The sequence below is a fragment of the Wenzhouxiangella sp. XN201 genome, assembly GCF_011008905.1.
GTDB lineage: Bacteria > Pseudomonadota > Gammaproteobacteria > Xanthomonadales > Wenzhouxiangellaceae > Wenzhouxiangella.
In genome coordinates this window covers 1,767,899-1,786,919 of sequence record NZ_JAAIVI010000017.1, presented here as the reverse complement: position 1 = coordinate 1,786,919, position 19,021 = coordinate 1,767,899, and the positions used below count along the sequence as shown (strand labels likewise).

Genomic DNA, 19,021 nt, shown 5'->3' with positions numbered 1-19,021 from the left:
ATCGCATTGTCGTAGAATCGAGCAGCCAGACTGCCGCCCAACCGGAGAATCAAGGTTTTGAGTGATTTTGCCAAGAATCTGGTGATGTGGATCATCATCGCCGTCGTGCTGATGAGCGTGTTCAATCACTACTCGCAGCCCGACGCACAGCCGCGCGAAATGAACTACTCGGTGTTCCTCGAGGAGGTCCAGAGTGGCAACGTGGCCCGCGTCGAAATCCAGGAAGGTGCATCCGGCAAGACGATTACCGGCCAGACCAGCGGCGGTGAGCAGTTCCGGGTGATGGCGCCGCGCGATGACGGCCTGATCAAGGACCTGCTCGACAACGAGGTCGAAATCGAGGCGCAGCCGCCCGAGCGGCGTTCGATCATCATCGATATTCTCATCAGCCTGCTGCCCGTGCTGGTACTGGTGGGCCTGTGGGTCTATTTCATGCGCCAGATGCAGGGCGGTGCCGGTGGCCGCGGTGGCGCGATGAGCTTCGGCAAGTCGCGCGCAAAGTTGCAGGGCGAGGATCAGGTCAAGGTCACCTTCAACGATGTGGCCGGCTGCGAGGAAGCCAAGGACGAGGTCACCGAACTGGTCGACTTCCTGCGCGATCCGGGCAAGTTCCAGCGCCTGGGCGGGCATATCCCCAAGGGCATCCTGATGGTCGGACAGCCGGGCACCGGCAAGACCCTGCTGGCACGCGCCATCGCCGGCGAGGCCAAGGTGCCGTTCTTCTCGATTTCCGGCTCGGACTTCGTCGAAATGTTCGTCGGCGTGGGTGCCTCACGCGTTCGCGACATGTTCGAGACCGCCAAGAAGCACGCACCGTGCATCATCTTCATCGACGAGCTCGACGCAGTCGGGCGCCAGCGCGGCGCAGGCCTCGGCGGTGGTCATGACGAACGCGAGCAGACGCTCAACCAGTTGCTGGTCGAAATGGATGGCTTCGAGGGCAACGAGGGCATCATCATGATCGCGGCCACCAACCGCCCCGACGTGCTCGACCAGGCCCTGCTTCGCCCCGGCCGATTCGATCGCCAGGTGGTCGTGCCGCTGCCCGACCTGAAGGGCCGTGAGCAGATCCTGAAAGTGCATATGCGCAAGGTGCCGATTGGCGACGATGTCGATGCGCGCGTAATCGGCCGCGGAACGCCCGGCTTTTCAGGCGCCGACCTGGCCAATCTGGTCAATGAAGCGGCGCTTTTCGCGGCTCGCGAGGACTGCAAGTCGGTGAACCAGCGGCACTTCGAGCTGGCCAAGGACAAGATCATGATGGGCGCCGAGCGCAAGTCGATGGTCATGTCCGAGGACGACAAGCGCCTGACCGCCTTTCACGAGGCCGGGCACGCCATCGTCGGCCGGATCGTTCCCGATCACGATCCGGTCTACAAGGTCACCATCATCCCGCGCGGTCGTGCGCTGGGCGTGACGATGTTCCTGCCCGAGGAAGACAAGTACAGCCTCAACAAGACCCAGCTCGAGTCGCAGTTGGCCAGTCTGTTCGGCGGTCGCGTGGCTGAGGAACTGATATTCGGCAAGGACAAGGTCACCACGGGCGCATCGAACGACATCGAGCGCGCCACCGAGATCGCCCGCAACATGGTCTCCAAGTGGGGGCTGTCGGATGAACTCGGTCCGCTGTCCTACGACGAGAATGAGGACGAGGTATTCCTGGGCCGGTCGGTCACCCAGCACAAGAATATTTCCGACGAGACGCATCGCAAGATCGACCAGGAAGTGCGCCGCATCATCGATAGTGCCTACGGGCGCGCTCATGAGATCCTGTCGGAATACGACACGCAGTTGCACCTGATGGCCGATGCGCTGATGCGCTACGAGACCATCGATGCCAAGCAGATCGACCAGATCATGGACGGCCACGAACCCGATCCGCCGGAGGGCTGGAACGATAGTGAGCCACCGTCCGGCGGTGATGGCGATGACAAGGGCGAGGAGCCGTCGGGAGAGCCGGCGCTCGGATAAGGGCAAGCACCAAATCCCAAGCACCAAATTCGAAACAAATTCGAAATTCCAATGATCGACCGGCCCCTGATCGGGGCCGTCGTAGGTTGGGGGTTACGCGTTCCTGCGCTCTTTTTCCAGCAAAGCCCGCTTCCGTTGGATCCCCCAGCGATAACCCCCCAGTCCGCCGTCAGCGGCCACCACCCGGTGGCAGGGCACGACCACGGCTGCCGGGTTGGCGCCGCAGGCCTGCGCTACCGCCCGCGCACCACCGGGCAACCCGACTTGCCGGGCCAGTTCACCGTAGGTCAGTGTGCGGCCGCGTGGAATCGCGCGCAGGGCGGCCCATACCTTCTGCTGGAACAAGGTGCCGCGAAGATCGAGATCCCACGCCGGCTCGTCGGCATCGGCCCGGTCGATCAGGGCGACGACCGAGTCCAGCACCGCCTGGAAATCCGCGCCCGCCGGTAAGCGCTCGGCCTTGGGAAAGCGGCTGGCCAGTTCCCCTTCGAGCGCGGATTCCTCGTCGCCGAGCAATACGGCGCACAGGCCCCGATCGGTGGCGGCGACCAGTACGCGTCCGAGTGTGCTGGTCGCCAGGGCGTAGTGCAGGCGTTCCCCGGCGCCGCCACGCGACAGGCGCGAAGGCGCCATGCCCAGACCTTCCTGCGCGGCCTGGTGCACGCGGCTGGATGATCCGAAGCCCGATTCGACCGCCGCTTGTGTGACCGGCATGCCCTGGCGCAGCTGTTCGGCGAAGCGCTCGATACGCGAGTGCCGCAGCATTTCGCGTGGACTCAGACCGAAGTGGCGCCGGAACAGCCGTTGGAAGTGGCCTTCGCTGTAGCCTGCTGCTTCGGCCATGCCTGCAACGCTGAGCTCGAAATCATGCGCTGCGGCGGCCAGAATCGCCCGGGACAATTGCTGTTTCTGTCGCTCTGCGGTATCCATGGCGCCAAGCATAGCCCTCGCCGCAGGCCGCCGCATTCCGTTTTCCGACATTCTGGTCCCGCCATCTGCTCAACGGTAGACGGCAGCGAAGGATTAGAATTCGTGTCTGGACTTTTGTCGCGATCACAGTAAACCCGATGCACTCCGAATTGATTGCCCGCATTCATCAGGCGCGGCGCGGTGGAACACCGCTGGTCATGGGCGTGGTTAACGTCACGCCCGATTCGTTCTCCGACGGTGGCCGTTTCCTGGAAGTGGATCGGGCCCTCGAGCATGCCCTGGCCCTGGCCGGGCAGGGCGCGCATTTGCTCGATATCGGCGGCGAATCAACCCGCCCTGGCGCCGAGCCGGTTGCCGAGGATGAAGAACTGGATCGGGTGATCCCGGTGATCGAGCGAATCGTGGCTGAAACCCGGGTGCCGGTGTCGATCGACACGGCCAAGCCGGGCGTGATGCGTCAGGCCGTGGCGGCCGGGGCGGCCATGATCAACGATGTACGCGCTCTGCGCGCAGAAGGGGCGATCGAGGCTGTCGCCGCGCTCGATGTGCCTGTCTGCCTGATGCACATGCTGGGCGAACCGCGCAACATGCAGGACAACCCGCAGTACGACGACGTGGTCGGTGATATCCGTGATTTCCTGCGCGGGCGAGTGGCCGCCTGCGAAGCGGGTGGTATCGGGCGCGAACGCATCGTGCTAGATCCGGGTTTCGGCTTCGGAAAGACGCTGGCCCACAATCTCGAGCTGCTTGCCCGCCTCGACGAGCTGGCCGAAGAGGGACTCCCGCTGCTGGCCGGCCTGTCGCGCAAGCGCCTGCTCGGTACGATCACCGGCCGCGAACGCCCTGACGAACGCGTCGCCGCCTCCGTGGCGGCCCACCTGCTGGCGGCGCAGAAAGGCGCCTCGATTGTGCGTGTCCACGATGTTGCCGAGACGGTCGATGCGCTGAAAGTGTGGCAAGCCGTTCGTGACGCATCCAACAGCCGCTAGAATATGGGCATGGCAGACTTCAAGTACTTCGGAACCGACGGCATTCGCGGGCGTGTGGGTACGCCGCCGATGATGGCCGATTTCATGCTTTCCCTGGGTTGGGCCGCCGGCAGCGTCCTGGTCGAGGAATTCGGCGAGGACGCCGCGGTGGTGATCGGCAAGGACACGCGCATCTCCGGCTACCTGTTCGAATCGGCGCTGGAGGCCGGCTTTTCGGCCGCCGGCGTGGACATCCTGTTGCTCGGTCCGATGCCGACCCCGGCCATCGCCCACCTGACGCGCAGCATGCATGCCGCCGCCGGTATCGTGATTTCGGCCTCGCACAACCCGTTCGAGGACAACGGCATCAAGTTCTTTGACCGCGATGGCCAGAAGCTTGGCGACAGGTTGCAGGCGGCCATCGAAGCGCGATTGGAAGCGCCGTTGATCCAGGCCGCGCCCGAACGGCTGGGCAAGGCGCGCCGCATCGACGATGCCGTAGGCCGCTACGTGGAGTACTGCAAAGGCACCGTCACCTGGGGCACGCGCCTCGAGGGCCTGAAAATCGTGGTCGACTGCGCCAACGGCGCGACCTATCGCATTGCGCCGGAGGTTTTCCGGGAGCTTGGCGCCGAGGTGATCAGCATCTTCGACCGGCCCGACGGGCTCAATATCAACCGCGAGTGCGGTTCGACTCATCCGGAAAACCTTGCCCGCATGGTCACGGCGGAGCGCGCGGACCTGGGCGTGGCTTTCGACGGCGACGGTGACCGGGTGGTCATGGTCGATCACCGCGGCGAGATGGTCGACGGTGACCAGATCCTCTATGTACTGGCCCAGGCCCGTCACGCCGACGGTGTGCTCAAGGGCGGTATCGTCGGGACCGTGATGAGCAACTTCGGGCTCGAGCAGGCCCTGGCCGAACGCGGCATCGAATTCGTTCGCAGCGCTGTCGGTGATCGCAACGTGCACGAAGCCCTGGTCGAACGCGGCTGGGCACTGGGCGGCGAGTCCTCCGGCCACATCCTGTGCCTGGACCGCGCCACCACCGGCTGTGGCATCGTCAGCGCGCTCCAGGTCCTCGAGGTGGTTGCCCGAAGCGGCCGCAAGCTGGCCGACCTGACCGGCGGCATGACCAAGTGCCCGCAGGTGATGATCAACGTGCCCAGCGGCGGCAACGGCCGCGCGGTACTGGACGGCAACGAGGACATCGACTCCGCGGTGCGCCGCGTCGAGGAAGTGCTCGACGGACGTGGTCGTGTCATCCTGCGCCCTTCCGGCACCGAGCCGGTCGTGCGCGTGACGGTCGAGGGCTTCGATTCCAATCAGGTACAACAGCTGGCCGAGGAACTGGCCGGCTCGGTCGAGCAGGCATTAACCTCATGACGACACACGACACCGGTATTCCCGTTCTTTCCCTGGCCGAGTTCGACGGTCACAGGGGCGACTTCAGCGAGCGGCTCGGCCAGGCCTGGCGCGAGTTCGGTTTCGTCGGCATTACCGACCATGGCATCGACGACGCAGTTATCGACCAGGCCTACGAAGCCTTTCGCGAGTTCTTCGCGCTGCCCGATGAGACCAAGCTGCGCTACCACCAGCCCGGCAAGGGCGGGGCACGCGGCTACACCGGCTTTGGCGTCGAGCACGCCAAGGGCCGGGACGTTCCCGATCTCAAGGAATTCTGGCACGTGGGCCGCGAACTGGCCGCCGAAGAGAACCCGCACCCGGACATTCTGCTTCCCAACGTCTGGCCCGAGGAAGTGGCGGATTTTCGCGAGCGGGCCCTGGCGGTCTATAACGCTCTCGAGGCCGTCGGCGACCGGATCCTTTCGGCTGCCGCCTGTGATCTGGGTCTCGAGCCGGACTGGTTTGCCGACAAGACCCACTACGGCAACTCCATCCTGAGGCCGCTGCACTATCCGCCGATCGACAATGCCCCGGAAGGCGCGGTTCGTGCCGCACAGCACGAGGACATCAACCTGATCACCCTCCTGGTGGGCTCACGCGAGCAGGGCCTGGAAGTCCTCACCCGCGACGGGCGCTGGATTGCCGTCACGACCCTGCCGGGCACCATTGTGGTCAACGTCGGCGACATGCTGCAGCGCCTGACCAACCATGTCTATCCCTCGACCACGCACCGGGTGGTTAATCCGCCGGGTGAGGCGGCAAAACGCTCGCGCTACTCGATTCCCTTTTTCCTGCACCCCAATCCCGATTTCGTCATCGAGACGCTGCCGGGCTGCGCGAGCGAGGACAATCCGAATCGCTACGAGCCGATCGCCTCGCACGATTACCTGCTCGAGCGCCTGCACGAGATCGGGCTGCTCAAGTAGTCGCTGATATTTGCCAGCTGTCTGAATGTCTGGGCCGGTTGTTCCTGAAACCGCAGATTACGCAGATTCGCGCAGATTTGAAGAGCGTACCTGGAGATTTGGTCAATCGCTGCAGTGAATCCGCTGACAAGCAGTGCTAATCGGCGCAACCTCTGGATTATTTTCCCAATCTGCGTAAATCTGCGCAATCTGCGGTTTCCTGAGCTGAAGCATTCGCTTGGTACGCGTCTCGGTCGAACTGGCGCAGGCGGCGTCGGAAGTCGGAGACGAATCCCGGCCAGATGGTGGTGTTGCGCCCGCTTCTGGGGTGCAGGTACCAACTGTTGCAGCCGCCGGCATTCCAGACCGAGCGTGACAGGCGCTGCTCGACCCAATTATTCCAGCGCGTCTGTGCTTCCTGTTTGACTTCGAACGCCCCGTTCTCGGCCTCGAGATGGTCTAGGGCCGAGAGCAGGTAGCGGATCTGCGACTCGATCATCAGCAAGACCGAACTGTGGCCCAGGGCGGTGTTGGGGCCGAGCAGGATGAACAGGTTGGGAAAACCATGCACTGTCGTGCCCTTGTAGGCCGCTGGGCCGTCGCGCCAGCGGTCAGCGAGGTCGCATCCGTCGCGGCCAATGAACAGGCCTTCCGGCACCGGCTCGGTGGCGCGGAATCCGGTCGCCAGGATCAGAACCTCGGCCGGGTGATGTCTGCCATCAGCGTCGACCACACCGCTCTCAGTGACGCGCGCCACTGCACGGTCGACCAGGGCAACGTTGTCGCGGTTGAAGGTCGGGTAGAAATCGTCAGACAGGATGACGCGCTTGCAGCCGATATCGTAATTCGGCCGAAACTTCTCACTGATCTCCGGATCCTCGATTTGAGCGCGTCGGTGGCGATTGGCCAGCCAGCGATGTCCCGCACCCAGCCAGTGCCAGCGCAGGAGCGCCGGCACGCGCAGTTCGTTACGCGCGTAGATCGTGAATCGAGCCAGGCGCTGCAGGAGCGGAACGCGGCGGAACAAGCGCCGCCAAATCGGTCCAATCGGCCGGTCACGGCGTGGAATGATCCAGGCCGGCGTGCGCTGGAAGACCGTCAGGTAGCCGGCCCGCTTCGCCACCTGCGGGACGAACTGTGCCGCGGAAGCGCCGGTACCGACAACCGCCAAGCGTTTCCCGTCCAGATCGAGGTCGTCGGGCCACTGCTGGGAGTGCACGACCTGACCGGTGAACTCGTCCAGCCCCGGCAAGTCCGGCCAGGCCGGCCGCGAAAGGCCGCCCAGTGCGCTGACCAAAACGCGGGCCGTATACCGGCGGCCGTGCTGGTCGGTCAGTACCCAGCGCCGGTCCCCTTCGTGCCACTCCGCCCGCGTAATTTCGGTTTCCAGCCTGATCTGCCCGGCCAGTCCGTGTTCGGCGACCAGTCCCTCCAGGTAGGCCTGGATTTCAGATCGCGGCGCGTAGTGTCGTGTCCAGTCCGGATTGGGTGCGAAGGAAAGTGAATACAGCTGCGAGGGCACGTCGCAGGCACAGCCGGGATAGCGGTTGACCCACCAGGTGCCGCCGACGCCAGCGGACTTCTCGAAAACCACGAAGTCATCGCGACCGCTCTGGCGCAGGCGGATGGCTGTCTCCAGTCCGCCAAAACCGGCGCCGATGATGGCAATGGACAGGTGCTGGGCGTCGGCAGGCATCGTTTGATCAGTCTAGCCGAGGGCGGCCGTGCGGGGTGCGCCATTCGCTCATGCGGCTTGTTCTGCGGGGTGGGGGGCATGCGTGCCGAGTCGCTTGCTCATACGGCTGGCTTCGCGGCGTTCGCCGCGAAGTACCCTCCAGTACTCGCCGAATGCGGCGCCGGCGGAACTCGCTCCGGCCCTTCGGGCCTGCGCTCAAACATCCGCCGGCTCGTTTCCGCATTCGGCTCCGTGCTTCGGCTGCGCCGAAATCGCAAACAACTCGGCCCGCACGCCCGAGGTCTTTGTTTGGGTCATTCGAATTTCGATCATTAGAATTTGTTTGAGATTTGGTGCTTGGTGCTTCGAGTTTGTTTGGTACTTGGTGCTTCGAATTTGAAAATTCATGCGCCTGAGCGAAGCCCTCAGATTCTCCCAATTCGCACTTGCCCCTTGGCGAGATTCCTCAGGTGTTCGGCGAAGACCTGACGGCTGGCCGCGGGGATCGTCACAATCAAGGTGACGCCCTCGCTGTCGTATTCCTCGTCGAGCTTGTCGCCCTCGAACTCCGACAGGGCGTGGTGAGCCGCATCGACGAACTCGAACGGCAGGCTCAGTCGCAGCCGGACTTTCGGGATGATGGGCGCCGCCTCGGCGGTGCGCAGGGCTTCGTTGGCCGTACCGCCGTAGGCTCTCGCCAGTCCGCCGGTGCCCAGTTTGATGCCGCCGAAAAAGCGGGTCACCACGACCACCGTGAAATCGTATCCCTGGCTTTCGATCGCCTGCAGGATCGGTCGACCGGCCGTGCCGCCGGGCTCGCCGTCGTCGTCGAAGCGGTAGTTCTGGCCCATCAGCCAGGCCCAGCAATTGTGGTTGGCGGCCGGGTCGGCGACCCGCTCGATGAAAGCACGCGCTTGCGATTCGTCGTCGGCACAGGCGGCATGGGCGATGAAGCGACTCTTCTTGATTTCAGCCTCATGCACGACCGGCTCGATCAGGCGGTAGCTCATTCCAGGCGGGTGTCCCGAGGCGCGTTCAAGACTTCTGCATCTACTTCAAATTCGTCCATCAATATATTGATTTTATTGCCTTTAGTGAATTGATCCCGCTGGGTCAGGGCCTGGCCGCTGTCGCTTCGCACGACGGCGTAACCGCGCTCGAGGACCGCCAGGGGGCTGACGCTGTTGAGCGCGCGGACCACGCTGGCAAGTTGTTGCCGGCGGCGTTCGAGATTAAATTGCGCGGCCCGATCGAGTCGCGTGCGGAGCGTGCTGATCTGTTGTCCCAGTTGCTCGATCTGGCGGCGCGGATGGCGGCCGGCCAGACGGGTCTCGAGCCCTTGCAGGCGCCGCTGGCACGCATCGAGTTGACGTTTGATCGCCCCTTCCGCGCGCCGGCTCAATTCCTCCCGGCGGCGAGCCAGTTCATCCAGCCGTCGCTCGGGATGTTGTTGCTTCAGCCGGCTTTCGGCATGGTCGAGCCGCTGCATGCCTTCCTGCAGTCGGCGCTGCATGCTGCGCCCGATTTCAGTGTCGAGCCGACGCAGGCGTTTCAGCAGTTCCGGGCCGTCGGGTGTGGCCGCCACGGCGGCGGCCGTCGGCGTGGGAGCGCGCAGGTCGGCGACGAAGTCGGCAATGGTGACATCGGTTTCGTGACCGACGCCGCTGATCACGGGAGTCTTGCAGGCGTGAAGCGCGCGGACCAGTTGTTCATCGTTGAAGGCCCACAGGTCCTCCAGCGATCCGCCGCCGCGGGCAAGCAGGATGACCTGGCCGAAGCCGTGCCGGTCAGCGGCCTTCAGCGCGCGCACCAGTTCGGCCGGCGCGGTCTCGCCCTGCACCTGGCTGGGATAGATGCGCACTTTGGCGCGGGGCCAGCGACGGGCCAGGGTCTGCAGGATGTCGCGAATGGCCGCTCCGGATGGCGAGGTGACGACGCTGATCCGTTCGGGCCATGGCGGCAATTCCTGTTTGTGAGCCGGTTCGAACAGCCCTTCGCCCTCGAGCTTCTTCTTCAGTGCTTCGAAAGCCTCGGCCAATGCACCGGCGCCGGCTTCGAGCAGGCCGTCGGCGATCAGCTGGTAGTCACCCCGCGGTTCGTACAGGCCGAGGCGCCCGCGTACCAGCACCTGCATGCCGTTTTCCGGCCGAAAGCCGATGCCGGCTGCGTTGCCCCGAAAGAGGGCACAGCGAATCTGGGCACGTTCATCCTTGAGCGTGAAATACAGGTGGCCGGACGGCGGCCGGGCCAGGTTGGAGATCTCGCCGGAGAGCCACAGCCGGGGAAAGCCCGCCTCGATATGCAGGCGGACCTCACGGTTCAGTTCTGCGGGGCGATAGACGCGGGTTTCGGGTCCGGGGGCGGCCAGTGACATGATGGCCGATTATACGCATCCGGTCGCCGGACCCGCGCTTGACGAAATCGTGACGGCATTGGAGACTGACGGCCCTTTCAGTAACATCAGGACAGCCCATGTACCCTCGCTTCGTGCGCCCTGCAATCGTGCTCTTGCTGACCACCCTGACCCTGCCGGCGTTTGCGGCCGGGGGGCTGGTCAATGCTCGGATTCACACCTTGTCGGCCGACCAGCCGCGGGTTGAAGCCATGGCCTGGGACGAGGAAGGTCGGATTACCTTTCTCGGTAACGCCGAGCAGCTGCGCGCGCAGAATCCGGATCTGGAGCTGTACGACGCCGGCGGCCGAACCGTGCTGCCAGGCCTGATCGACGCCCACGCTCATGTCATGGGTCTGGGCCTGGCGCGGCTGCAGGCCGACCTGGTTCCGGCCGGCAGCGTCGAGGAAGTGATCGAGATCCTGCGCGCGCAGGAGGAAAAGCTGCCGAAAGGCGCCTGGTTGACCGGGCGCGGCTGGGATCAGACGCGCTGGGAAGGCCGGGCGTTTCCCACAGCCGCCGACCTGGACGAGGCCTTCCCCGAGCGACCGGTCTGGCTGGAGCGCGTCGATGGTCACGCAGGCTGGGCCAATTCCGCGGCCCTGAACGAGGCGACCCGCGACTTGGCGGGCGACTGGCAGCCGCAGGGTGGCGACATTCATCGTGATGATGACGGTCAGCCGACCGGTATTCTGATCGACACCGCCATGCGCTTCGTCGAGGACGCCATGCCCGAGCCCGATGCGGCCGTGCGTGAGCAGGCGCTCGAACTGGCGTTGGCGGAGATGGCCCGATTCGGCCTGACAGGTGTCCATGATATGGGCGCCAGCGTCGACGACTTCGATCTGTTCCGTCGTTTCGAGGCAGCGGGTGAGCTCAGTGTTCGCATCACCGCTTTTGCCGATGGCGACGAGGCCATGCTCGACTGGCTGTGTGAAAACGGCCGCTACAACGGTGAACGACTGGCGGCGCGATCGGTAAAGCTCTACGCCGACGGTGCCCTGGGCAGTCGCGGTGCCGCACTGCTGGAAGACTACAGCGACGATCCGGGTAACAGCGGCCTGCTGTTCGAGTCCGACGATGCGCTGCAGGCCCTGGTCGATCGGGCGATTGGCTGTGGCCTGCAGCTGGGCATTCACGCCATCGGCGATGCCGCCAACCGCCAGGCCATCGATGCCCTGGCGGCCGGCCAGGCCAAGGATGCCTCCAATCCCGGCCGCCATCGCATCGAGCACGTCCAGATCATTGATCCCGACGATATCCCGCGCCTGGCCGAGCACAACATCATCGCCAGCATGCAGCCGATCCATGCCACCTCCGACATGCGCTGGGCCGGTGAGCGCCTGGGCGAGGCGCGGCTCGAGGGGGCCTATGCCTGGTCGACCATGCTCGAACACGACGTTCGTTTGGCCCTGGGCTCCGACTTCCCGGTCGAGCCGGTCAACCCCTGGCTGGGCATCCATGCGGCCGTCACCCGCCAGCGTGACGGCCATCCGCCGGGCGGTTGGCGGCCGCAAGAGACCCTGACGCTCGAGCAGGCGCTGCGCGGCTTCACGATCGATGCGGCACACGCCGGATTCGCCGAGCAACAGGTGGGCAGCCTGGAAGTCGGCAAGCAGGCCGATTTCATCATCGTAGATGCCGATCCCTTCGAAGTTGAACCCGCCGACCTGGACGACATCGAAGTGCTGCGCACGGTCCTCGGCGGGGAGACCGTCTTCGAACAGCTGGAGAGAGGGGAACCGCAGATTGCGCAGATTAGCGCAGATTTATGATTGAAAGCATTCAGGGCGCAAAGCCCGGAAGTCAAGGATCTAGCCACATAGCCCTCGACTTTCGAGGGATTTGTAATTGTTTTTCACAATCTGCGTTAATCTGCGCAATCTGCGGTTTCACGAACCATCACGCAACCGGATCGCACCAGTGAGCCACTCTGATAGCAACTCTGAATCCCATCGCCTGATCCTGCGCCAGTCGCGGATCGAGGACTACGACGATATCGCCGAGATCATGGACCGGGTCTACAAGGGCCTGGATGGCGCCTGGACCCGGGAACAGTTCGAGTCGCAGGTCACGCGCTTCCCGGAAGGGCAGATCTGCATCGAGGACAACGGCAAGGTCGTCGCCGCGGCAATCTCCGTGATCGTCAAGTACAGCCGCTGGGGCCAGAACCACCGTTACTGGGACATCGTCGGCAACGGTTACCTGACCACCCACGATCCCAACGGCGATGTGCTCTACGGCGTCGATGTCTTTGTCCATCCCGACTATCGCGATCTGCGCCTGGGGCGTCGCCTCTACGACGCGCGCAAGGAGTTGTGCGAGAACCTCAATCTGCGCGGTATCGTCGTCGGTGGCCGGATTCCGGGGTACAAGCAATACGCCGACGAAATGAAGCCGCAGCAGTACGTGGCCCGGGTGCGGGCGCGTGAACTGGTCGATCCGATCCTGACCTTCCAGTTGGCCAACGACTTCCAGGTGCGTCGCATCGTCAAGGGTTACCTGCCGGACGACAAGGATTCGGCCGGTTATGCCGTGCTGCTGGAATGGGTCAACATCTACCACGACGAGGGTGCCCAGAAGATGATCGGCGGGCGGCCGTCGGACGTGCGAATCGGGGCCGTGCAGTGGCAGATGCGGCCGATGAAGACGCTCGATGATCTCTACGGCCAGATCGAGTATTTCGTCGATGCCGTCTCCGGCTACCAGGCCGACGTCGTGCTCTTCCCCGAGTTTTTCAACGGACCGTTGATGGCGCCCTGGAACGACCAGGGTCCGGCCGAGGCGGTGCGCCAACTCGCCGGCTACACCGAGGCGATCCGCGATCAGATGCTCAAGCTCGCGGTGTCCTACAACATCAATATCATCGCCGGCTCGATGCCCGAGTACGATGGCGAGCGCCTGCGCAATGTCTGCTACCTGCTCCGGCGCGACGGGACCTGGGATCGGCAGTACAAGGTACACGTCACGCCCGACGAGGTCAGCTACTGGGGCCTGAAGGGTGGCGACAAGGTCAAGGTCTTCGACACCGACTGCGGCAAGATCGGCATCCTCATCTGCTACGACGTCGAGTTCCCGGAGCTGCCACGCCTGTTGGCCGACGGCGGCATGAACATCCTGTTCGTGCCCTACTGGGTCGATACCAAGAACTCCTACCTGCGTGTCCGGCGCTGCGCCCAGGCGCGCGCCATCGAGAATGAGTGCTACGTCGTGATCACCGGCTCGGTCGGCAACCTGCCGCGGGTGGAGAACATGGACATGCAGTACTCCCAGGCGGCCGTATTCACGCCCTCGGACTTCGCCTTTCCGCACGACGCCATCGCCCACGAGGCCACGGCCAACACCGAGACCATGCTGATTGCCGATCTCGACCTCGACAATCTGCGCGAAATCCGTTCGCACGGCTCGGTGCGCAACCTGGCCGACCGTCGCCACGACCTCTACGAACTGCGCTGGAAGGATAGCGACGAATAACGGGCTCGTAATGTCCCGATTGTTATGATGGAGACTGGCTTGAAGGCAGGAGATTCAAAGTGAGCGCGCTTACATGGACCATCATCGGTCTGATTGCCGGGGCCGCAATTGGTGCCGGCGCCGTCTGGATATTTGCCGTACGCCGGGCGGGGCCGATGTCGGTGAACGAAATGAAGAAGGAAAACGAGCACTTCCGCGAGGAAGTCAATGCGCATTTCGTTCAGACCGCGGAGCTGATCAACGAGCTGACTGACAGCTACAAGGCGGTTTTCGACCACTTGAGCGATGGCGCTGAGCGCCTGGTCGACAAGGAAGCCGTGCGCGAGCGCATGCCGCAGGTCAGCCACCGCGAGGTCCGCCTGAGACACATCGGCGCACCACCTGACTACCGGCCGTCGGCGCAGTCCACGCAGTCTTCGTCCTCAAAGCCCCCTGCCGACGACGACTCTGAAGACGGCCGATCTTCCTGACCGGCCTGGATCAAAATTTGCGGCTGTAGACGATAGACCAGGAATTGATGCCCTGATTGGGGTCTTCCAGGCCGGCGTTGGAGTAGTGGATGACCCTTAGCCGTAGCGCGTCGCGCTCGCTTAGCTGAACACCGACGGCGAAACGATCCTCGAACTGGGCCTGTGAGCCCAGGCGACGATCACCGACATGATCGTCGCTGAAATACGCCGCCCCGATACCCCCTTCGACGAAGGGTTGCCAGCCATCGGTATTGAAGCGATAGATCAGTACCGGCGAGAACGACACCGAGTGCTCGTCACTGCCGAAGCGCCCGGCTTCCCACCAGGTGTAAGCTACGTTCCAGTACCCGCCCAGGTGGCCGGTTTCACTCTCGAACCAGCGCTGGTTCCAGTCGAAGGCCAGACTGATATTGGCGGTGGTTTCGCCTTCGCTGGTAATGCCCGGTGCGAGCATCAGTTCCGCGGCCCGGAGTGGAAAGGCAAGCGATGCGGTCAGGACCAGTATCGAAATGAGCCGAATATGCATGCGGCAAGTCTCGCGTTTTGGTTCGATGCCAGATTAAACCACAGCATCGTTCCGGCTGCCGAAGTGTTTTTCCAGTCGGGACTGGATCAGATCCCGCGCCTTGCGGAAGCGATCGAGCATTTCCTCTCCAGTGAGCGTGGCTGCGTCCCGGGTGGCCGGATCCGGAACCGGCCAGTGCAGGTGTTCGACGCCGGCTGGCAGGGTGGGGCAGACTTCCTCGGCGCAAAGCGTGATGACCAGGTCCAGGTCGGCCGGATCGAACGCGTCCACTGACTTGGAGTGGTGGCCACCGATGTCGATGCCGACCTCGGCCATCGCCTTGACCGCCCAGGGGTTGACGGTGGTCGGCTCCGAACCGGCGCTCATCACTTCGGCCCGGCCCCCCAGTATCTCGCGGGCCAGCCCTTCGGCCATCTGGCTACGGGCCGAATTGGCGACACACAGGAAGAGGATTCGCTGTTTGCTCATGGGTCGAAAAAACCAGACTGTCCACAGATGAACACAGATGAACACAGATATTGATTAAACAAGTGCCCCGGAAGTCTAATGCGCTTATTCCTGACTTTGCGCCTGCCGGTTGCCGCGGGAAAACGTCCTTTCTTCATCTGTGTTTATCTGTGTTCATCTGTGGACAAAATGAATCTAGAAAGTAGCGCCACCTGATACCTGCGACTGCCTACCGCCCAGGTGCACCCGCCACAAACCACCGCCGCTTCAACCATAGCGCCACGGTGACCAGGCTGATCAACACCGGCACTTCCACCAGTGGTCCGATGACGGTGGCAAAGGCCACGGGCGAGGCCAGGCCGAAGGCGGCGATGGCCACCGCAATGGCCAGTTCGAAGTTGTTGCTTGCGGCGGTAAACGCGATGGCGGTCGTCCTTGGATAGTCCGCATCGATCAACTTGCCCATCCAGAAGCTGACGATGAACATCACCACGAAGTAGATCACCAGCGGCACGGCGATACGCAGGGCATCGAGCGGCAAGCCGAGCACCGCCGAGCCCTTGAGCGCGAACATCGTCGCGATGGTGAATAGCAGGGCGAACAGCGTGATCGGCGCGGTGGTCGGCACGAAGGTGTTTTCGTACCAATCCGTGCCACGCCGCTTGATCAGAATGCGGCGGCTCAGGTAGCCGGCGGCGAAGGGAATACCCAGGTAGATGAACACCGCCTGGGCAATGGTGCCGAAACCGACATCGATGATGCTGCCTTCCAGGCCCAGAAGCGGCGGCAGGACACTCAGGAAGATCCAGGCATAGAGGCTGAAGAAGATCAGCTGGAAGATCGAGTTGAAGGCGACCAGAGCGGCCACGTACTGGTTGTTGCCGCCGGCAAGCTGGTTCCAGACGATGACCATGGCAATGCAGCGCGCCAGCCCGATCAGGATCACGCCGGTCATGTACTCGGGGTGATCGCGCAGGAAGATGACGGCCAGGACGAACATCAGCACCGGCCCGATCAGCCAGTTCTGCACCAGCGACAGCAGCAGCACGCGCTTGTCACGAAAAACCAGCGGCAGTTCTTCGTATTTCACGCGCGCCAGCGGCGGATACATCATCAGGATCAGGCCGGCGGCAATCAGCAGGTTGGTGTGCCCGATCGAAACGGCGTCCAGTGCCGCGGGCAGACCGGTAAAGACCGTGCCGAGCACGGTACCGATCGCCATCGCCACGAAGATCCACAGGGTCAGGAAGCGGTCGAGAAAGGAGAGGCGCTTCTGCGCTTGTTCGGTCACTACACGGAGTTCCTTTCAGAGGTCAGCAGCAGCTTTTCACTTGCGAAATCAGCTCGGATAGTTCGGCCAGGCGCTCGGACGACAGCGAGTAGCACACGCGCGGACGCTCGATTTCTCCGACCACGATGCCGGCTTCCTTGAGAATGCGCAGGTGCTCGGAAACGGTCGATTGCGCCAGGCCGATTTCATCGACGATGTCGCCGCCGATGCATCGTTCGCGTTCGAGCAGCAGGCGAACGATGCGAACGCGCGCCGGGTGTCCGAGTGCGCGGGCTGTTGCCGCGATGGCATCGTCCGAAGCAATCTGGGGATGAGGCATCCGCCGCCATTTCCATAGTAAATCGTCGATGAACGATATATTATCATGCCGACGTTCCCGGGCGTGATTCGATAGACTCACGAACCTCCGCTGCCCCGACACGTGTCCATCGATGCCAGACCGCCATTCCCTGTTCGCAACATCCCCGCGCGGGCTCCAGGACCTGCTTGCCGCCGAGCTCGAATCCATCGGACTGGATGGCGTCCACGCCCAACGCGGGGGTGTGACCTTCGATGGCGATCTGGAGGCGGCTTACCGTGCCTGCCTGTGGTCGCGAATTGCCAACCGGGTGCTGCTGCCGCTGGCCGAATTCGAGGCCGAGGATGACGACGGACTCTATCGCGGCGCTGGAACGATCGACTGGGCGGCGCATCTCGGGACGGACAACACCCTGGCGGTGGACTTCACCGGTATCAAGTCCGCTGTTACGCACAGCCGTTTCGCCGCCCAGCGCGTCAAGGACGCCGTCGTCGATCAAATGCGTGAGACCAGTGGCGGCCGGCCCTCGGTGGATGTGCGCGAGCCGGACGTCCGCATCAATGTCCACATGCACCGCAATCACGTGACCGTGGCCATCGACCTGTCGGGTGAGAGCCTGCACAAGCGCGGCTACCGCGAGACCGGCGTGAGCGCACCGCTGAAAGAGAACCTCGCCGCCGCCATGCTCTACCGGGCTGACTGGCCGGCCATTGCAGCGGGGGGTGGCGGGTTCGTCGATCCGATGTGCGGCTCGGGCACGCTGGCGGTCGAGGCCGCCTGGATGGCTTCCGACACGGCACCCGGGCTGCTGCGCACCCGCTTTGGTTTCCTGCATTGGCGCGGGCACGACGATGCGGCCTGGAAGGGCCTGGTCGACGAGGCCCTGGAGCGCCAGGAAGCGGGCATGGAACGCTTGCCCCCGATCGCGGCCTTCGACAACGACCTGCAAGCCGTGAGGCTGGCCATGGCCAATGTCGAGCGCGCCGGGCTGGGCGGCCGCATTCACGTCGAGCGGCGTGAAATCGCGGCGGCCTCGGTACCATCCGGTGTCGCGACCGGCCTGGTGGCGACCAACCCGCCCTACGGTGAACGCATCGGCGAGCAGCACGAACTGCTGCCCCTGTACCTGCGCCTGGGCGAAACCCTGCGTTCGCGTTTTCCGGGCTGGCGCGCGATGGTGCTCAATGGTGCCGGCTGTCAGATCGGTCTCAGGCCCGACAAGAGCTGGCAGTTCTTCAATGGTCCGCTGGAGTGCAGGCTCGAGCGCTTCGAGATCGGTGATGCCGCTGCCGAATCGACGGGGCGGCAGGCGGCGCCGGACCTGGTCAACCGCCTGCAGAAAAACGAACGTCAGCTCAGGAAATGGCGCGCCCGCGAGGACGTAAGCTGTTACCGGCTATACGACGCCGACATTCCCGAGTACGCCCTGGCGATCGACGTCTATGGCAGCGAATCGGGCGAGTGGCTGCACGTGCAGGAATACGAACCGCCCGGCAGCGTCGATGCGGGCAAGGCGCAGGGACGGCTGCGCGCCGCGCTCAGTGCCATCCCGGCGGCCACGGGGGTGCCACCGGAGCGGATGGTCTTCAAGGTACGCCGCCGCCAGCGCGGCGCCGAGCAGTACAACCGGATGAGTGAGCAGTCACGAACCCTGGTAGTGAATGAAGGGCCCTGTCGCCTGGAAGTCAACCTGACCGATTATCTCGATACTGGCCTGTTTCTAGACCACCGCCCGGTACGCCGCTGGCTGGGCGAGCATGCCGGCGGAAAGCGCCTGCTCAACCTGTTCTGCTACACCGGTGCGGTGACGGTGCATGCTGCGGTGGGTGGCGCGGCGTCCACGACCAGCGTGGACCTGTCGAAGACCTACCTGGCCTGGCTGCGCCGCAATCTGTCGCTGAACGGCCATGATGACCGCAGCCACACAACCATTCATGCCGATGCGCGCGAGTGGCTGGACAAATGCCGGGACGAATTCGACCTGATTTTTCTCGATCCGCCGAGTTTTTCCAATTCGAAGCGCATGGAAGGCAGCCTGGACATTCAGCGCGATCACGCTGGACTGATCGAGCGGGCCATGGCGCGGCTGACGAGTGGCGGGGTCCTGGTGTTCTCCACGAATCTGCGCAATTTCAAACTCGATTCGGCCGTCAAGTCGACCTACGCCGCGGAGGACCGAACGCGCTGGTCAATTCCCAAGGACTTTGAACGCAGCCAGAGAATTCACCAGTGCTGGTTCCTCCGACACAGGCAGTCTTGAGCGCCGG

General features: G+C 63.8%; 16 protein-coding genes. 8 read left to right on the top strand and 8 right to left on the bottom strand.

Translation table 11 applies throughout. The annotated features are described in order from the left end of the window. Window positions 1–57: 57 nt before the first annotated feature. Entirely contained in the window at window positions 58–1,971 is a 1,914-nt protein-coding gene (gene ftsH, locus G4Y73_RS08410; protein WP_164231095.1) for an ATP-dependent zinc metalloprotease FtsH, read from the top strand. A 93-nt stretch (window positions 1,972–2,064) separates the two neighbouring features. Here ftsH and G4Y73_RS14200 read toward each other — a convergent pair whose 3' ends face one another. Beyond that, window positions 2,065–2,901 carry a methylated-DNA--[protein]-cysteine S-methyltransferase gene (locus tag G4Y73_RS14200; RefSeq protein WP_164231094.1) on the bottom strand — a complete coding sequence of 279 codons (837 nt, stop codon included), beginning with the start codon at window positions 2,899–2,901 and terminating at the stop codon, window positions 2,065–2,067. Window positions 2,902–3,038: 137 nt separating this feature from the next. On the opposite strand from G4Y73_RS14200, the gene folP reads away from it, so the two are divergent. From folP to G4Y73_RS08390, 3 genes are read left to right on the top strand one after another with little or no spacing between them, the layout of a single operon-like run. After that, entirely contained in the window at window positions 3,039–3,890 is an 852-nt protein-coding gene (folP, locus tag G4Y73_RS08400; protein ID WP_164231093.1) for a dihydropteroate synthase, read from the top strand. Between the two features lie 9 nt (window positions 3,891–3,899). Beyond that, entirely contained in the window at window positions 3,900–5,255 is a 1,356-nt protein-coding gene (gene glmM / locus G4Y73_RS08395) for a phosphoglucosamine mutase (RefSeq protein ID WP_164231092.1), read from the top strand. Continuing rightward, window positions 5,252–6,202 (top strand): isopenicillin N synthase family oxygenase, encoded by a 951-nt coding sequence (locus tag G4Y73_RS08390; protein ID WP_164231091.1) that lies wholly within the window; start codon window positions 5,252–5,254, stop codon window positions 6,200–6,202. Before glmM ends, G4Y73_RS08390 begins: the two co-directional genes overlap by 4 nt. Window positions 6,203–6,359: 157 nt before the next feature. Here G4Y73_RS08390 and G4Y73_RS08385 read toward each other — a convergent pair whose 3' ends face one another. The 3 genes from G4Y73_RS08385 to xseA all read right to left on the bottom strand — a co-directional run bounded on the left by G4Y73_RS08385 (window position 6,360) and on the right by xseA (window position 10,230). Next, the gene (locus tag G4Y73_RS08385; protein WP_164231090.1) at window positions 6,360–7,877 is read right to left on the bottom strand and encodes an NAD(P)/FAD-dependent oxidoreductase; all 1,518 of its coding nucleotides are present in this window, start codon (window positions 7,875–7,877) and stop codon (window positions 6,360–6,362) included. Between the two features lie 404 nt (window positions 7,878–8,281). Beyond that, window positions 8,282–8,866 carry a YigZ family protein gene (locus G4Y73_RS08380; RefSeq protein ID WP_164231089.1) on the bottom strand — a complete coding sequence of 195 codons (585 nt, stop codon included), beginning with the start codon at window positions 8,864–8,866 and terminating at the stop codon, window positions 8,282–8,284. Further along, a complete protein-coding gene (xseA, locus tag G4Y73_RS08375) occupies window positions 8,863–10,230 on the bottom strand; it encodes an exodeoxyribonuclease VII large subunit (protein ID WP_164231088.1) in 1,368 nt (455 codons plus the stop codon). Before xseA ends, G4Y73_RS08380 begins: the two co-directional genes overlap by 4 nt. 98 nt (window positions 10,231–10,328) lie before the next feature. On the opposite strand from xseA, the gene G4Y73_RS08370 reads away from it, so the two are divergent. The 3 genes from G4Y73_RS08370 to G4Y73_RS08360 all read left to right on the top strand — a co-directional run bounded on the left by G4Y73_RS08370 (window position 10,329) and on the right by G4Y73_RS08360 (window position 14,192). Beyond that, on the top strand, window positions 10,329–12,023 hold the full coding sequence (locus tag G4Y73_RS08370; RefSeq protein ID WP_164231087.1) for an amidohydrolase: 1,695 nt from the start codon (window positions 10,329–10,331) through the stop codon (window positions 12,021–12,023). 235 nt (window positions 12,024–12,258) lie between these two features. Beyond that, complete coding sequence (locus tag G4Y73_RS08365) at window positions 12,259–13,722, top strand: bifunctional GNAT family N-acetyltransferase/carbon-nitrogen hydrolase family protein (protein ID WP_164231259.1); 1,464 nt, start codon at window positions 12,259–12,261, stop codon at window positions 13,720–13,722. A 59-nt stretch (window positions 13,723–13,781) separates the two neighbouring features. After that, complete coding sequence (locus G4Y73_RS08360; protein ID WP_164231086.1) at window positions 13,782–14,192, top strand: DUF1043 family protein; 411 nt, start codon at window positions 13,782–13,784, stop codon at window positions 14,190–14,192. Between the two features lie 10 nt (window positions 14,193–14,202). Here G4Y73_RS08360 and G4Y73_RS08355 read toward each other — a convergent pair whose 3' ends face one another. From G4Y73_RS08355 to G4Y73_RS08340, 4 genes are all read right to left on the bottom strand, one after another. After that, the gene (locus tag G4Y73_RS08355) at window positions 14,203–14,718 is read right to left on the bottom strand and encodes an acyloxyacyl hydrolase (RefSeq protein ID WP_164231085.1); all 516 of its coding nucleotides are present in this window, start codon (window positions 14,716–14,718) and stop codon (window positions 14,203–14,205) included. A 33-nt stretch (window positions 14,719–14,751) separates the two neighbouring features. Further along, the gene (locus G4Y73_RS08350) at window positions 14,752–15,186 is read right to left on the bottom strand and encodes an arsenate reductase ArsC (RefSeq protein ID WP_164231084.1); all 435 of its coding nucleotides are present in this window, start codon (window positions 15,184–15,186) and stop codon (window positions 14,752–14,754) included. Window positions 15,187–15,394: 208 nt separating this feature from the next. Then, window positions 15,395–16,456 (bottom strand): ACR3 family arsenite efflux transporter, encoded by a 1,062-nt coding sequence (arsB, locus tag G4Y73_RS08345; protein WP_164231083.1) that lies wholly within the window; start codon window positions 16,454–16,456, stop codon window positions 15,395–15,397. Between the two features lie 22 nt (window positions 16,457–16,478). After that, a complete protein-coding gene (locus tag G4Y73_RS08340; RefSeq protein WP_164231082.1) occupies window positions 16,479–16,775 on the bottom strand; it encodes a metalloregulator ArsR/SmtB family transcription factor in 297 nt (98 codons plus the stop codon). 112 nt (window positions 16,776–16,887) lie between these two features. Here G4Y73_RS08340 and rlmKL point away from each other — a divergent pair, with 112 nt between their 5' ends. Continuing rightward, window positions 16,888–19,014, top strand: a complete 2,127-nt coding sequence (gene rlmKL, locus G4Y73_RS08335) for a bifunctional 23S rRNA (guanine(2069)-N(7))-methyltransferase RlmK/23S rRNA (guanine(2445)-N(2))-methyltransferase RlmL (RefSeq protein WP_164231081.1) — start codon at window positions 16,888–16,890, stop codon at window positions 19,012–19,014. Window positions 19,015–19,021: the final 7 nt, after the last annotated feature.

Coding starts and splice junctions, on each gene's coding strand:
- G4Y73_RS14200 (WP_164231094.1), bottom strand. CDS start 2,901: ATGGATACCGCAGAGCGACAGAAACAGCAATTGTCCCGGGCGATTCTG.
- folP (WP_164231093.1), top strand. CDS start 3,039: ATGCACTCCGAATTGATTGCCCGCATTCATCAGGCGCGGCGCGGTGGA.
- glmM (WP_164231092.1), top strand. CDS start 3,900: ATGGCAGACTTCAAGTACTTCGGAACCGACGGCATTCGCGGGCGTGTG.
- G4Y73_RS08390 (WP_164231091.1), top strand. CDS start 5,252: ATGACGACACACGACACCGGTATTCCCGTTCTTTCCCTGGCCGAGTTC.
- G4Y73_RS08385 (WP_164231090.1), bottom strand. CDS start 7,877: ATGCCTGCCGACGCCCAGCACCTGTCCATTGCCATCATCGGCGCCGGT.
- G4Y73_RS08380 (WP_164231089.1), bottom strand. CDS start 8,866: ATGAGCTACCGCCTGATCGAGCCGGTCGTGCATGAGGCTGAAATCAAG.
- xseA (WP_164231088.1), bottom strand. CDS start 10,230: ATGTCACTGGCCGCCCCCGGACCCGAAACCCGCGTCTATCGCCCCGCA.
- G4Y73_RS08370 (WP_164231087.1), top strand. CDS start 10,329: ATGTACCCTCGCTTCGTGCGCCCTGCAATCGTGCTCTTGCTGACCACC.
- G4Y73_RS08365 (WP_164231259.1), top strand. CDS start 12,259: ATGGACCGGGTCTACAAGGGCCTGGATGGCGCCTGGACCCGGGAACAG.
- G4Y73_RS08355 (WP_164231085.1), bottom strand. CDS start 14,718: ATGCATATTCGGCTCATTTCGATACTGGTCCTGACCGCATCGCTTGCC.
- G4Y73_RS08350 (WP_164231084.1), bottom strand. CDS start 15,186: ATGAGCAAACAGCGAATCCTCTTCCTGTGTGTCGCCAATTCGGCCCGT.
- G4Y73_RS08340 (WP_164231082.1), bottom strand. CDS start 16,775: ATGCCTCATCCCCAGATTGCTTCGGACGATGCCATCGCGGCAACAGCC.
- rlmKL (WP_164231081.1), top strand. CDS start 16,888: ATGCCAGACCGCCATTCCCTGTTCGCAACATCCCCGCGCGGGCTCCAG.